This window comes from Sphingomonas sp. (genome assembly GCF_965200135.1).
GTDB lineage: Bacteria > Pseudomonadota > Alphaproteobacteria > Sphingomonadales > Sphingomonadaceae > Sphingomonas.
Genome location: NZ_CBDATK010000013.1, coordinates 301,999 through 316,784 on the forward strand (window position 1 = coordinate 301,999; position 14,786 = coordinate 316,784).

Annotated in this window: 10 protein-coding genes; 8 read left to right on the forward strand and 2 right to left on the reverse strand. The window is 64.2% G+C overall.

Translation table 11 applies throughout. The features are described from left to right. The first annotated feature begins 50 nt into the window (after positions 1-50). The 6 genes from ACOFKS_RS15040 to ACOFKS_RS15065 all read left to right on the forward strand — a co-directional run bounded on the left by ACOFKS_RS15040 (position 51) and on the right by ACOFKS_RS15065 (position 9,192). Complete coding sequence (locus ACOFKS_RS15040; RefSeq protein ID WP_419810069.1) at positions 51-857, forward strand: DUF4011 domain-containing protein; 807 nt, start codon at positions 51-53, stop codon at positions 855-857. Then, positions 857-3,469 (forward strand): AAA domain-containing protein, encoded by a 2,613-nt coding sequence (locus tag ACOFKS_RS15045; RefSeq protein WP_419810070.1) that lies wholly within the window; start codon positions 857-859, stop codon positions 3,467-3,469. Before ACOFKS_RS15040 ends, ACOFKS_RS15045 begins: the two co-directional genes overlap by 1 nt. Then, entirely contained in the window at positions 3,375-4,937 is a 1,563-nt protein-coding gene (locus ACOFKS_RS15050) for an AAA domain-containing protein (RefSeq protein ID WP_419810071.1), read from the forward strand. The genes ACOFKS_RS15045 and ACOFKS_RS15050 overlap by 95 nt, the downstream gene beginning before the upstream one ends. After that, positions 4,892-6,184, forward strand: coding sequence for a DUF3320 domain-containing protein (locus tag ACOFKS_RS15055; RefSeq protein ID WP_419810072.1), 1,293 nt, complete (start codon positions 4,892-4,894; stop codon positions 6,182-6,184). Before ACOFKS_RS15050 ends, ACOFKS_RS15055 begins: the two co-directional genes overlap by 46 nt. Positions 6,185-6,578: 394 nt before the next feature. Next, positions 6,579-7,172, forward strand: a complete 594-nt coding sequence (locus ACOFKS_RS15060) for a hypothetical protein (RefSeq protein WP_419810073.1) — start codon at positions 6,579-6,581, stop codon at positions 7,170-7,172. A 181-nt stretch (positions 7,173-7,353) separates the two neighbouring features. Beyond that, positions 7,354-9,192 (forward strand): sialate O-acetylesterase, encoded by a 1,839-nt coding sequence (locus tag ACOFKS_RS15065; RefSeq protein WP_419810074.1) that lies wholly within the window; start codon positions 7,354-7,356, stop codon positions 9,190-9,192. 304 nt (positions 9,193-9,496) lie between these two features. On the opposite strand, the gene ACOFKS_RS15070 is transcribed toward ACOFKS_RS15065, so the two are convergent. Continuing rightward, the gene (locus ACOFKS_RS15070; protein WP_419810067.1) at positions 9,497-9,658 is read right to left on the reverse strand and encodes a hypothetical protein; all 162 of its coding nucleotides are present in this window, start codon (positions 9,656-9,658) and stop codon (positions 9,497-9,499) included. Positions 9,659-10,110: 452 nt separating this feature from the next. On the opposite strand from ACOFKS_RS15070, the gene ACOFKS_RS15075 reads away from it, so the two are divergent. Both ACOFKS_RS15075 and ACOFKS_RS15080 read left to right on the forward strand, forming a co-directional pair. After that, on the forward strand, positions 10,111-11,070 hold the full coding sequence (locus ACOFKS_RS15075) for an IS481 family transposase (RefSeq protein WP_419810075.1): 960 nt from the start codon (positions 10,111-10,113) through the stop codon (positions 11,068-11,070). 81 nt (positions 11,071-11,151) lie between these two features. Next, positions 11,152-12,272, forward strand: a protein-coding gene (locus ACOFKS_RS15080; protein WP_419807427.1) for an IS3 family transposase whose coding sequence is annotated in 2 segments (ribosomal slippage) — positions 11,152-11,401 and positions 11,401-12,272 — 1,122 coding nt in all. Because the reading frame shifts where the segments join, the coding sequence is not laid out codon by codon here. Between the two features lie 234 nt (positions 12,273-12,506). Here ACOFKS_RS15080 and ACOFKS_RS15085 read toward each other — a convergent pair. Next, the gene (locus ACOFKS_RS15085) at positions 12,507-14,738 is read right to left on the reverse strand and encodes a TonB-dependent receptor (protein WP_419810076.1); all 2,232 of its coding nucleotides are present in this window, start codon (positions 14,736-14,738) and stop codon (positions 12,507-12,509) included. Positions 14,739-14,786 lie beyond the last annotated feature (48 nt).

Consider the following 14,786-nt stretch of genomic DNA (forward strand, 5'->3'; position numbering starts at 1 on the left):
GCGTTACCCACCCGACCTTAATGGACGCTTCGAATCGAAGGCGGGGCAGAATGGCGACCAATCCAGAACAACATGTTGCTGGCGAGCAGACCTCGATCTTCCAGAGCAACCTGCCGCTTCGTGAAAAGCTGGACCGCGCACGAACCGAGCTACTCGACCTATCGGCCAGAAATCGCCTTCTCAACATGCCACGCCCGGCCAAGGGCGCGCGGGCGGTGGAGATCGTGGACGAGAAGACCGCCGAGATCTTCCACCTCTTGGTGCGGGACGGTCGCCCCTTCACCTTCGTCGCTGGAAAGGCGGCCCGCGCCGGCGACGAAGCAGAACCGGCAGACGACGTTGACGAGATCGACGACCTTGCCCAGCCGGATGACGACGAGACCGACGAGCGCGGCATCAGCGCGCGGCACAGCGACACCCGCCTCCAGACACGCTTCACGCCGAAAGGGTTGCAAAAGCGTCTGCTGGAACTCTATCACGATGCGCGTACGCTGGAGGAAGAGCAGGGCGTCAACATCCTGTTCCTCGCGCTCGGAGCGTTGAAGTGGATCGATCCGCAGAACGCTGCTAACATTCGCCATGCTCCGCTGATCCTAGTGCCCGTAAGTCTTGAACGCGGTAACGCGGGAGAGAAGTTCAAGCTGCGGGTGCGTCCGGACGACTATGCCTCGAACCTGTCGCTGGAGATATTCCTCGACCGGCTTCACGGCATCGGTCTGCCGATGTTTGAGGCTGGCGATGCTTTCGAACCCACGGCCTATCTGGCCGAGGTCGCCGAGGCCGTGTCCGCGAAACGGGGCTGGGAAGTCATCGCAGACCAGATGGTGCTCGGTTTTTTTCGTTCGCGAAGTTCCTGATGTACCGCGATCTCGACCCGGAGAACTGGCCCGCAGCGGGCAGGATCACCGAGCGACCACTGATCCGCGGCCTGCTGTCCGAGGGTTTCGAGCCGGACGCGGCGATGATCCCGGAAGACAGCCACATCGACGCGCATATCTCTCCGGCGGATATGCTGCACATTCTGGACAGCGACAGTTCGCAGGCGCTGACCGTCCACGAGGTCCGCCGGGGCCGCGATATGGTCATCCAGGGGCCGCCGGGCACGGGCAAGAGCCAGACGATCGCCAACATCATCGCGTCCGCAGTTGCCGACGGAAAACGCGTGCTGTTCGTCGCCGAAAAGATGGCCGCGCTGGAGGTCGTGAAGCGCCGGCTCGACGCGACCGGGGTCGGCGATGCCTGCCTCGAACTGCACAGCAACAAGGCGAACAAGAAGGCGTTGCTGGAGGAATTGCGCCGCAGTTGGGAGCTGGGCGCGCCGAAAGGTCGCGATCCGGGGACGCTGCATGCCCGACTGACCGAAGCACGCGACGGGCTGAACGCCCATGCCGACCGGATGCATCACGCGCATTCCGCGTCCGGGCTGACACCCTATCAGGTCACCGGCCAATTGACGCGGTTGCGTCAGGACGGCCAGCGGCCGGGCGATATCGCGCTGGATGATCCGCAAAGCTGGTCGCCCGATGCCTTTGCCGAGCGCCATGGCGTAATCGGCGAACTGGTCGAACGCATCGTCGCGATCGGGCGGGCGGACGACCATGTCTGGCGGGGGGTGGGATTGTCCTCAATCCTCCCGACCGACGGCGAGCGGTTGCGGGATAGGATCGAGGCACTGGTGACGCGGGTGGACCAGTGCATCGACGATCTGGCGACGCTCGCGCTGAGTATCGGGCAGCCCGCGCCCGAGCAACTTCGCGGGTTGGATCTTCTGGTGACGTTGGCTGCGCGGATCGCGGGTGCGCCCGATGTGTCGAATAGGGCGATCGGTCATCCCGCCTGGGATATGGAACGCGCCGAGATCGACGCGCTGATAGTCATTGGCGATCGGCATGCGGCGATCCGCGCGGAACTCACCGACGCGATTACAGATGAAGCTTGGGCGGCCGACCTCGCCGAGCCGATCGCTGCGCTTGCTTTGCTACCGTCGGGCTTCTCCGGCGACGCGCTGGCACGTCTCGCCGAGGCACAGTCCCTCCTACCGCGGGTATTGGAAGAGAGCGGTGCCCTAGCACGGATGATCGGTTACGATCCACCGACGACGCTGGCCGAGGCGCGACGCCAGACGAGCGTTGGTGAACGCGTCGCTGCGGTGCCGGACGCGGACCCGGCGGCATTGACGGCCAGTTGCTGGGAAACTGAGACCGAACGCGCCGCCGATGTCGCCAACGCCGTCGCGACGCTCGAAGCCGCCCGCGCCGCGATCGATGGTGGCCTGACCCACGCTGCCTGGACGATGGATATGTCGGCGACGCGGGCAACGCTCGCGGCACACGGCTCCGGCTTCTTCAAGCTGTTCAGCGGGGAGTGGCGGCAGGCCAACCGGCTGGCGCGGTCGGTGTTGACACGACCGGATGCGCTGTTGGAGGCGACGCTCGCGATCCTCGACGCGCTGGCCCGCGGGCAGGCCGCGCTTGCCGTTGTGAAGGAAGAGCATGACTTCGGGCGGACGGCCTTTGGTCGGGACTGGCGCGGCGATCGATCGACATCGGAGTCGTTGATCCGGCTGGTCGACTGGATGCGTTCGCTGAAAGACACCGGGGCCGCACCGCGTCAGATTGCGGCACGGCAGCCTGATCGTAATGCGGTCGGTGTCGCAACGACCCGTGCCGGAGCAAGCGTCGAGGCAGCGGCGACGCTCTTGTCGGCGATCCACGACGACCTCTGGAAAGCGAGCGTTGTCGCCTTCGGCCAGGCCGACGACGTGCGCGTGGCGGACCTGGTGGCCACCTCGGCATCGGTAACCCGGCTACATCATGCCGACAGGGTATCCGCTGAATGGATGCGCGATGTTCGACTCGACCTCGATCTGCGTCGCTCACGCCTGGCGACACTCGCGGAAGGCCAGCATGCCGCCGCCGCCATCGCCGAGGCGGAGTCGCTTGGGAGCGCGGTCCTCGGCGACAGCTGGCGGTCGGCACGCAGTGATTGGACCACGCTTCGTGGCATAGCGGAGTGGATCGGCACGAATGCGGACATCCGGCTGCTGGTCAGCGGCATCGACGATCATGCCGGACCCAAGCGCATCGCGACTGCCATGGTATCGACCACGACCGCGTTGGAAGCCGACGTGTCGGCGCTGTTCGATTATCTTCGGCTCGATCGGCAATACGCAATCGGTGTCGCCGAGACCGTTGCGATCCCACTCACGCTGCTGCGATCGCGGCTTGCCGAATGGGCGGCGAGCGGTGAACAACTCTTCCAATGGGTGGCCTCGCTACCGCGCCGGGCGTGCGACGTCGCTCGGTTGTGCGGATATCGTCCGTCGTCTCGCCGATGGTCGGCTGACGTCCGAGGATGCGATCCCTGCGTTCGAAATGGCCTATTACGAAGCGGTCTACGCCGATCAGGTTGCGACCGACCCGGCGCTCGGCAGTTTCGACGGCACGCTGCACGGTCGCCTCGCTCGTGACTTCGCCGAGATGGACCGTCAGCGGATCGCATCGGCCAGCCTGGAGGTCGTCCGCGCCCACCACGCACGTGTACCGGCGCGTGACGGCGGTGCCGTCGGCCCACTCGGCGTGTTGCGCGCGGAAATTGCTCGCAGGCGCGGCCACATGCCGATCCGCAAGCTAATGGAACAGGCCGGACCCGCGATCCAGGCGCTGAAACCCGTCTTCATGATGAGTCCGCTTTCGGTCGCACAATTCTTGGCGCCTGGCGTGCTCGAGTTCGACCTGCTGGTGATGGACGAGGCCAGCCAGATTCAGCCGGTCGATGCGCTGGGTGCGGTCGCTCGCGCGAAACAGGTGGTCGTTGTCGGCGATCCCAAGCAACTGCCGCCGACCGCCTTCTTCTCGAAGATGACCAGCGGTGGTGACAGCGACGATGATGGCGACGACGCCGTCGGTCGCGTTGCCGACATCGAAAGTATCCTCGGCCTGTTCACCGCGCGTGGCCTGCCGATGCGGATGCTGCGCTGGCATTATCGCAGCAAGCACCAGTCGCTGATCGCGGTCAGCAACCGGCAGTTCTACGAGAACAAGCTGTTCATCGTGCCAAGCCCCTACACCGCCGAGGCGGGCATGGGTCTGCGCTTCCACCACATCCCCAACGGCATCTTCGATACCGGCACGACGCGGACCAACATGGTCGAGGCGAAGATCGTCGCGCAGGCGATCATCGCGCATGCCCGCGACCATCCCGATCTGTCGCTTGGCGTCGCCGCATTCTCGTCGGCGCAGCGCCGGGCGATCGTCGATCAACTGGAGCTACTTCGCCGCGCACTGCCGCCGGAGGTCGAACGCTTTTTCCAGGCGCATCACGCAGAGCCGTTCTTCGTCAAGAATCTGGAGAACGTTCAGGGCGACGAACGCGACGTCATCTTCATCTCGGTCGGCTACGGTCCGACCGTGCCGGGCGGGCGGGTGCCGATGCGGTTCGGACCACTCGGCACCGATGGTGGCGAGCGCCGTCTGAACGTGCTCATCAGCCGCGCCAAACAGCGGTGCGAGGTGTTCGCATCGATGACCGACGAGGACATCGACCCCGACTTCGCCAGCACGCGCAAGGGCGTGTTCGCCTTCCGCCTGTTCCTCCACTTCGCCCGGACTGGCCGGATGACGCTCGCCGAAAGCACCGGGCGCGATCACGACAGCGTCTTCGAGGAACAGGTCGCCAAAGCGCTGCAGGCCCGCGGGCTGCAGGTCCACCGCCAGGTCGGCCTGGCCGGCTTCTATATCGATCTCGCGGTCGCCGATCCGGATCGGCCCGGCCGCTATCTGCTCGGCATCGAATGCGACGGCGCATCCTATCATAGTGCGAAGTCGGCGCGTGACCGGGATCGGCTGCGCCAGTCGGTCCTCGAAAGCCATGGCTGGTCGATCCACCGGGTGTGGAGCACCGACTGTTCCAGCGACCGGCTGAACAGCTCGACCTGATCCTCGCCCGTGTAGAGGCCGCCAAGGCCGAGCATGACGCACAGGCAACGGGAGCCGCTGCTAGACGCGCAGTCCCCTTCGAGATCGTGAAGATCGAGCGCGAGGACGTGACCGAGATCGGCCTCGTCGCCAGCGACGATCCGACGTCCGGTGTGCTTCCCTACGTTGAGGCGACGATCACACGCCCCATACACATCATCAGCGAACTGCACGACGCGCCACGGGGCATTCTTTCCGGGCTGGCTGAACAGGTCGTTGACGTCGAAGGCCCGGTCCACATCGACGAGATTGTCGCCAGGATCCGCAGCGCTTGGGCGCTTAAGCGGGCGGGCGGACGGATTCAGACAGCGATCGAGCAGGCCGTGGACGTGTCGGCGCGGACGGGGCGTCTGGCACGTGACGGCGACTTTCTCTCGATCCCCGGTCGGGAGCCGAAGGTCCGGGATCGTGGCGACGTAATCTCGACCACCTTGCGCCGCTGCGAGGCGTTGCCGCCCGCCGAACTCGAACGCGGCGTGCTGGATATCGTCAGCACCCACTTCGGCGCTACCGACGACCAGATTGCCCTCGCCGTGTCGCGCGCGATCGGCTTTAAATCGACCAGCAGCCAGCTGCGAACGCTCATCGCCGATGTCGTCACCGCGGCGATCAGTAAAGGGTGGATCGACCGCAAGAACGGCGTGCTGGTGACAGGGGCCGAGGCACCCGTCGCCCCGGCTCCTGCCATCTCCCCATCGCCGCTGGTCGCGCTGATTGCCGAGGGCGAGCACGAGCGACTGGAGTTCAAGGAGACGCTGCGGTGGGACGTGTTGGCCGCCACCCAGAACAAGAAGCTGGAGGATGTCGCGGTCAAGACGCTCGCCGGATTCGCCAACCGTGTCGGCGGCACACTGCTGATCGGCGTCGCGGACGATGGCACCATCCGCGGGCTGGATCGCGACTATGGCTGCCTCGGGGGCAACCGCGACAAGATGCAACTCCACCTGACCAATCTGGTGACCAATCATTTCGGACAGGCCTATCGGGCCGCGCGTATACGGATCGGCTTTCCCGAGCATGAAGGCACCGAGGTCTGCCGGATCGATATCGATCGATCGCCATCGCCGATGTTCGTAACGACCAAGGACGCCCGCGACGTGTCGGCCGAACGGTTCTTCGTGCGCTCAGGCAACTCCACGCAGGAGTTAACCCCAGCCAGACCGCGACGTATATCCGCGATGACTTCGCAGGATAACGAGCTGAACTAAGCCAACGCCAAGCGCATTTCCCAATGATCTCGGTGCCTGTCTTCGCTATGCCGGGCGCGCCAACTTTTTGCTCTTCAACTGCATGGATGCCCCCCGCCCTGTGATGTTCATCTGACAACGTCAGCATGCCCCCCACCGGCTCGCTTCTCCGGGTCGTGGCCGAAGGTCGGCGAAGCAGGCCACGCCATGCGCTGATCGGCGGGTCGGACTCGTCGCGATTGCCGGCCTTGCCTTTTACGCGTGCGACTATCATCCAGGTTCGTCCGACGATCAGAAGTTCGCGGATGCTCGGTTTGCCGACCTCGACCTGCGTGCCGGTATCCGGGACGCGCCGAGCGCGGCGAAAAGCTAGGGAGAGGAACCGATGAGAACTCAACTGCTCGCGGCCGGATCGGTGGCGCTGCTTGCCGCGGCTGGCCCGGACCAGACCACCACCCCGCCCGCGTCCGCTGCCGTCGTGCAGGCTCCCGCCGCCGGCACGGGCAGGCTTGCCGACAAGCTCGTCAACGATCCGCGCACGGCGATGTGGACCGTTTACGGAACCGGCCAGACCAGCGAGGTGCTGCCCACTGGCGGTCCGCAGAACTACCCTGCCACGCGAGTCACGGTGAGAAACAGGGGCGCCCATGCCTGGGACGTGGGTGCGGGGTCGCCGCTGACGAAGCCGATCGCGGCCGGGGATACGGTGTTGATGGCGGCGTATCTGCGCGCGCCGCTGCTGCGCGACGGCGTCACCACCACCGTATCGTATTTCGGGGTCAATCAGGGTGCGCCGCCATACGACATGGTTGCCCAATCGACGGCGACCGTCACCAATCAGTGGAAGCTTTTCTATGCGTCCGGCAGGGCTTCGAAAGCCTATGCGGCCGATGCGATATCGGCGAGCATCCACCTCGCCTCGGAAGGCCATGTAATCGATCTTGGACCGGTGCGCGTGTTCGATCTGGGACACGACGTCGACCCTGCCTCGCTGCCGAAGAACGACTGAGGGCCGCTGCTCGGGTGGGGCAGGCTGAGGCTTCGCTGACTGACCGTCCGACCGAATGATGATCGTCCCGAAAGGAAACCGCATGCTGGCGTCGTTGCTGTTCTTGAGCATGGCAAGTTCGACGGCGACGGCCGCCCCGCCGTCCCCACCCTTGTTAGCGCGGATCTTCAATGACCACGCAGTGTTGCAGCGTGATCGCCCGATCCGGCTTTGGGGCACCGCCGAAGCCGGCAGCATCGTCTCCGCCTCACTCAACGGTCAGACCGCCACAGGCCGGACAGATCCGCAGGGGCGATGGCGCATCGTGCTGCCGGCGATGCCGGCCGGCGGCCCTTACACGCTGTCGGTCAAGGCGGGCCGGGGATCGCAGCAGGTGTCGGACGTCCTGATCGGCGACGTCTATCTGTGCGGCGGCCAGTCGAACATGGAGTTCCCCGCGCGCCTGTCGACCGGCGCCTGGGGCGGACTGGCGGCGCATCCCGAGCCGCAGCTCCGCTTCGCGCATATCGAAAAGGAGAGCGCGGCCGCGCCGCTCGAAGACCTGCGGCAACCGGCGCCGTGGCGGATCGTCGATGCGACCAGCGCCGGTGATGCGTCCGCCGTGTGTTTCTACATGGCGCGCTCGCTGCAACGCAGCCTGAAGGTGCCGGTCGGCTTCATCGACGCCGACTGGGGCGGCACGACGATCCAGAGCTGGATCAGCCCAGCCGCACTCGCCACCCAGCCTGCCTACGCCGAAGGCGTGCGCAGCGTGGCGACCCTGGCGCGAGATCCCGGCGCCGCGCGGGAGAACGAAGACCGACGCAGTACCGCCTGGTGGCGCGCGACCGATCCGGGCTGGAAGGCGACGATGCGCTGGGCCGATCCCGCCTTCGACGACGCGGCATGGCCGCGGATCGACCTCGCCGGCTCATGGAAGGAGGCGGGCATTCCCGCGCTCGCCGGCTTCGAGGGTGTGGTCTGGCTACGCAAGACGGTGACGATGACCGCCGATCAGGCTGCCGCCGCCGACCGGCTGCTGCTTGGACCCGTCGACAGCCACGACACAGTGTGGATCAACGGACGCTGGATCGGCAGCAACGGCATCGGCTGGTTCTGGCGTGACTATGCCATCCCGCGGGGCACCTTCCACGCCGGCCGCAACGTGATCGCGATGCGGGTGCTGGGCGCCGGCGGGCCGATCGGCCAGCCTGCCGATCGCTCGATCAAGCTGACCGACGGCGGCGCCGTGTCGCTCGCCGGACCATGGTCCTATCAGGTCGGCGCACCGCTGAAGGGCATGACGCCGCCGAGCCCGCCATGGGAAGTGCCGACCAGCCTGACCACGCTCTATAACGGCATGATCGCCCCGATCGCCGGCTACGGCTTCAAGCTCGCCGCCTGGTATCAGGGCGAGGCGAACGTCGGTGATGCCGCCGGATATGCAACGCTGCTGCCGCTGATGATGAGCGACTGGCGACGACAGACGGACACGCCGACGCTGCCGTTCCTGGTCGCGCAGCTCGCGACCATCGGCACGCCGGCCTCCAGTCCGGCCGAGTCGAGCTGGGCCGAGCTGCGCGATGCACAGGCACGGACGGTGCGCGCCGATCCGCATGCCGGGCTGGTCGTGACGCTCGATCTCGGCGACCGCTACGATATCCATCCCACCCAGAAACTTCTGGTGGGCGAGCGGCTCGCGCGGGCAGCGCGCGCGGTCGCCTATGGCGGGACTGATGCTCCCGGCGGGCCAGAGGTCGCGTCGGTCACCCGCGCGAACGGTGATCTGGTAATCGGCTTCCGCAACGCCACCGGTGGGCTGCGCGCCTACAGCGCCGGCACTGCGATCGGGTTCGAGGCGTGTGCGGCTGCCGTGTGCCGCTTCATCGCCGGAACGATCGACGGCGAGCGTATCGTCCTGCACGGTGCGGCGAGGCCCGGTATCGACCGGGTTCGCTACGCCTGGGCCGACGCGCCCTATGTCAATCTCTACAATGCCGACGATCTGCCGGCGGTGCCCTTTCAATGGGCCATTATGTAGTTTGCAAACGCAACGGCTAGCGAGGGTCGCCGTTCATGAACATGCTTGTGTAGAACATTGCGACTAGCGGTAGCACGAAGACGACGATGCCAAACAGCGCCGCCCGCCATTTCACTCCGTCTTCTCCGGCTCCGGATCGCCGTTCAACAGTGCATCAATCTGGTCAGGCGGCCTGCGGCGAAGGGCGCGTTGAAGCTCAACGCTGTAATCCCGGTCATTCGGATCGCGGCGCGGTTGTGCCTTCCGGCCTGCCGATCGGACGAACGAGGCAAGTTCGTCACCAAGCCGCTCCTGTCGGGAGCGCTTAGGCTTGGTCACCAGTCTCTTCCGGCGCAGGCTTGTGCTTCACCACTTTCTCCAACCGCTCATCCCAGCGGGCCTCGTCCTCGTCTGCTTCTAGCTCGCGGGCAAGGGCTTTGAACTTGTCGAGTTGACTCTCGGGGCGCTCTGATGTTGCGTTGGGCATTATGACCTCGGATCAAGCAGACTACGGTTACGTAGCATATATCGATGAAGCTGGCGATGACGGCCTACGCGCAGTTAAACCACTCTCCCGCCCCGGCTCAAGTGAACGGCTGATCCTATCAGCCGTTGTAGTGCGCGCTGAGAACCAAGTGAAGGTCCCAGAATGAGTTGACGCGATCAAGGCTGAGTTTCGCAATCATCAGAGACCTGACATTCACTTTTCTGGGTTCAACCCCGCCAAGCGGCTCAAAGCGTGTCAGATGATGGCAGAACTTGATGCTCGCTATTTTGTAGTTGCGTCTAACAAGAAGAATATGGAAGGTTATACAAACCCCTTTGCCGGAAAGATACCATCCTCCAACTGGTTTTACTGTTGGATGACGCGCCTGCTGCTAGGTGTTTGATCCCACGGTTTGATGGTGCGATCCTTTCGTTGGAATGGAAGGAAGCCGCATGGGACAGGTACGTCACGGGAGCGCCACGACCACGCACGCCGTCCGAGCAGCAATACAGCGATCGCAAGCTTCGCTCGCGACGCTGAGCCGGGAGCTGGGGATCAACCCCAAGACGGTGGCGAAGTGGCGCAAGCGGGCGACGGTCGAGGATCTGAAGACCCGGCCGAAGGCCCCTCATTCAACGACCCTGTCCGAGGCCGAGGAGGCGATGGTTGTGGCGTTCCGGCGCCAAACGCTGCTGCCGCTCGACGATTGCCTCTACGCCCTGCAGCCATCGATCCCGCATCTGACCCGGTCAGCGCTGCATCGATGCCTCCAGCGGCACGGCATCTCACGGTTGCCGGATGTCGAGGGCGACAAGCCGAAGCGTCAGCGCTTCAAGCGCTACCCGATCGGGTTCTTCCATATCGATATCGCCGAGGTGCAGACCGCCGAAGGCAAGCTCTACCTGTTCGTCGGCATCGACCGCACCAGCAAGTTCGCGGTCACGCAGCTGGTCGACAAGGCGGATCGACGAACGGCGTGGGAGTTCCTCGAACACCTGCTGGAAGCCGTGCCTTACCGGATCCACACGATCCTGACCGACAACGGCATCCAGTTCGCCGAGCAGCCCCGCAACCGTAACACCGCCTGGTCGCGTCAGATGCGCTTCGACATGATCTGCAAGGCGAACGACATCGAGCACCGGCTCACCAGGCCGAACCATCCCTGGACCAACGGTCAGGTCGAGCGGATGAACCGCACCATCAAGGAAGCCACCGTCAAACGCTTCCAGTATGAGAGCCACGACCAGCTCCGGACGCACCTCGCCGACTTCATGGCCGCCTACAACTTTGCCCGTCGGCTCAAGACGCTCAGCGCCCTCACGCCCTACGAATACCTAGCCAAGATCTGGGCGTCAGGGCCAAACCGCTTCATCGTCAGTCCGATCCACCAGATGCCGGGACTAAACACCTAGCTGCAACTTCGTCGCTGGCGCGTGACCTGCTCCCCGGAAATCATGCCATTGGTAAGTTAGCTCGTCAGATGGAGACGAGCGATGCGGCGAAGCCGATTTACCGAGGATCAGATCATTGGCGTGCTGCGCGAGCACGAGGCTGGCGTGAAGACGGCGGACCTGTGCCGCAAGCACGGGATCAGCGATGCGACGTTCTACAATTGGAAGTCGAAGTACGGCGGGCTGACGGTGTCCGACGCGGCGCGGTTGCGGGCGCTCGAGGATGAGAACCGACGCCTGAAGAAGCTGCTGGCGGAGTCGATGCTGGACGTGTCGGCGCTTAAGGATCTGCTGGGAAAAAACTGACCCGGTCTGCAGAGCGCTATGCTGCGGTGGAGAAGCTGATGGCCGATCACGGCTTCTCCGAGCGTCGCGCCTGCAGGCTGATCGGGGTCAATCGGTCGGCATGGCAATATGAGCCGCTTCGCGGGAAGGACGATGCTGTCCGCGAGCGGATGCGTGAGATCGCGAACGAGCGTCGTCGGTTCGGCTACCGGCGGCTGGCGATCCTGCTGCAGCGTGAGGGCAAGGGCATGAACCTGAAGAAGGTGTATCGGCTGTATCGCGAGGAGCGGCTGACGATACGCAAGCGTGGCGGGCGCAAGCGCGCGCTGGGCACGCGGGCGCCGATGGCAATCCCGCAGGAGCCCAACCAGCGCTGGTCGCTCGACTTCGTATCGGATGCATTGGCCTGCGGCCGGCGGTTCCGCTTGCTCAACGTCATCGACGATTACAGCCGGGAATGCCTGGCCTGCATCGTCGATACGTCGCTGTCCGGTCGGCGGGTCGTTCGTGAGCTGAGCGCTATCGCCGAACGTCGCGGGCTGCCGTGCATGGTGGTCAGCGACAATGGCACCGAGCTGACCAGTCACGCCGTTCTTGCCTGGTGCCAGGATACCGGGGTCGACTGGCATTACATCGCGCCGGGCAAGCCGCAGCAGAACGGCTTCGTCGAAAGCTTTAATGGTCGCTTGCGCGACGAGTGCCTGAACGAGCACCTGTTCCCATCGCTGGCCGCGGCAAGACGGATCATCGAGGCATGGCGGACGGACTACAACACCGTGCGTCCGCACAGCAGCCTTGGCGGGTTGGCACCCGCCGAGTTCACCAACTGCCCCCGCCAGGGGCATATGGACACTGAAGCTAAGTTATCAGCGGCCTGAAAACGGGGAGCAGGTCACGCGGCGAGCGGCGCACTTATGGAAGCGCACGGCAGGATCGTTCGCGCCACCAAAAGTCTTGTTTTCGTCCAAGCTAACGTGACTGCAGATGCCCAGCCCGTGCTAAATTTAGCGGGATCACTAAAAAACGGAGAACCGGGCCGGGCAATGCGTCTAGCCGCGTCCTGATTTAGCCACCTGCAGTTACTGATATAAGCAGTCTCGAAGATGGATTGATCACCTCAGATGCGCGACCACCTGGACTCCGTACGTTCCAGGGTCGTTATAGTTCAGCTGATCCTGAGTGACGGCGGGTGAGCGATAGGTAAGAAACCGCTTCTGTGTAATGTTACGCCCAAACAGGGCGAACTCATAGCTTTTGTCGGGGGTTAAACAAGAGATTCGTGCGTTTAAGAGGGCGTAAGGTGCAACCTGATAGGAGCTGATGTTGTCTGGCGATAGGTACGTACGCGACTGATAGGACCCATCTATTCGTGCCCGAAGTAAACCAGCGTTTCTCACCGAGGTTTCGTATGTGACGCCGCCCGCCGCGGAAATGGCCGGAGCGTTAATGAGGTGGTTGCCGGTGTAGCTGGCCGAGACCAGCGCCGTGAACTGGACATATTCGGTGTGCATCGCGCTAGCAGCCACGTTGAAGGTCAACCCGGTGATCGGTTGCGCGGTCACTTCCGCCTCGACACCGTAGATACGTGCACTACCGGCATTCAGTTTGCGCTGCACCGGGATCGGCCCCGACACGTCGAAGACGAATACCTGCAAGTCCTTATAGTCGTAAAGGAAGGCGGCGGTGTTGAAGCGGACGTGACGGTCGAACAGATCGGTCTTCAGGCCGGCTTCGTACGAATATAGCCGCTCGGAACGGAACGGCTTCAGCTGGTCGGCGTCGGTCGAGGCGCCGCCCGCGAATCCGCCGCTGTTATACCCCTTTGACGCGGAAGCATAAACCAGCGTGCGGCCGACCTTGTAGTTCAGCGCCGCGCGATAGGACAAATCCGGGAACGTCTGCGACTGATCATCCGTCAATACGGGGAAATGGCCCACCGGCTCCGGCTCGTCGTAGAAGCTGGAGAACTTCAACCGGATGTCGTCGCTGGAATAACGGAGGCCCAGCGTCGCGGTCACTCGATCCGTCAGCCGATAGTCCGCCTGGCCAAACGCGGCGAGGCTGCGCGTATATTGCGTATAGCGGAAGCGCAGCAGGCCGACACCGCTGACGGGATCGAACGAGGCCAGCGGATCCGCCGAGTCGCGAAGACCACGAAGGATGTCATATGCACTGTCGACCTTCAGCGTATCGTTGAAGTAGTAACCACCCACGACCCAGGTGAGCCGACCACCGGCGTCCGACGCCAGGCGTATTTCCTGCGTGAGCTGACGCGGCCGGTCGCGATAATCGGCAGTAATCATGTTGTTCGGGCTGGCGTCGGTATCTTCCAGCGTGGCGTGATTGACCTGTTCGTATGCGGTGATCGACGTGAGCGATACGCCACCCAGATGATATTGCACGTTCATCGACGCGCCGAATACGTCCAGAAGCTCGCGTCCCTCAATATTGTACGATCCGGCATCGATATCATTGTCGGTATCGGCATAGCCGAATCCGTCGAGCGGGACGCCGGTAGGCGAGAAGTTGGGCTTTCCGTCCAGCGTGATGCCCTGGCCCACGTGCTGGAACTGACGTGCGCCGCCGGTATTCCTTCCGGTGTGGGCGCTGAAACGGATCAGCAGGTCGTTGCTGGGCGTCAGGTCGGCGATGACGCGGGTCGCCCACAGGTTCACGTTGTTCACGTAATGGCCGGTGTACCGGTTGAACGTGAAGCCGTCGCGGCGCTGATACAGGCCCGAAACGCGGACCTTGAGCAGATCGTCGATGATCGGGCCGCCGATGCCGCCCTCCAGCCGAACCTCGTTGAAGCGGCCATATAGCGCGGACACGTCCGCCTCAAGTGTGTCGGTGGGCTTGCGCGAGGAAAAGCGGACTGCGCCCGCCGTCGTATTGCGACCGTACAGCGTGCCTTGCGGGCCCTTCAGGACTTCCACCCCGTCGCCGTCGAATACGTTGAACAACTTGCCTGAATTCGCACCCAGGAACACGTCGTCCACGTACACGCCGACCGCGCCGGTGCTGTTGGCGTTGAAATCGCCGATGCCGACGCCGCGAATGAACAGCGAGGTGCTGGCGACGGAAAAGGCGGACTGGGCGCTGAAGTTGGGGATCAACCGGCCGAGATCGCGCGGATCCTGGATACCGGCAGCCACCATCTCATCGCCGCTGACGGCGGTGATACTGATCGGCACGTCCTGAAGGTTCTGCGCGCGACGCTGCGCAGTCACCACGATATCCCCCAGCGGGGCGGCGGCGTCACGGTCCTGCGTCGCTGCGGGCGCCGTCGCCGTGGCGGGCACGACCTGTGTCTGGGCCGTGGCGGGAAGCGTCGTCAGCGCCACGATCGGAACCGACAGATTGCACCACACGCGCATATGCTTTGCCCCCAA

Coding starts and splice junctions, on each gene's coding strand:
- ACOFKS_RS15050 (WP_419810071.1), top strand. CDS start 3,375: ATGGCCTATTACGAAGCGGTCTACGCCGATCAGGTTGCGACCGACCCG.
- ACOFKS_RS15040 (WP_419810069.1), top strand. CDS start 51: ATGGCGACCAATCCAGAACAACATGTTGCTGGCGAGCAGACCTCGATC.
- ACOFKS_RS15045 (WP_419810070.1), top strand. CDS start 857: ATGTACCGCGATCTCGACCCGGAGAACTGGCCCGCAGCGGGCAGGATC.
- ACOFKS_RS15070 (WP_419810067.1), bottom strand. CDS start 9,658: ATGCCCAACGCAACATCAGAGCGCCCCGAGAGTCAACTCGACAAGTTC.
- ACOFKS_RS15075 (WP_419810075.1), top strand. CDS start 10,111: ATGGGACAGGTACGTCACGGGAGCGCCACGACCACGCACGCCGTCCGA.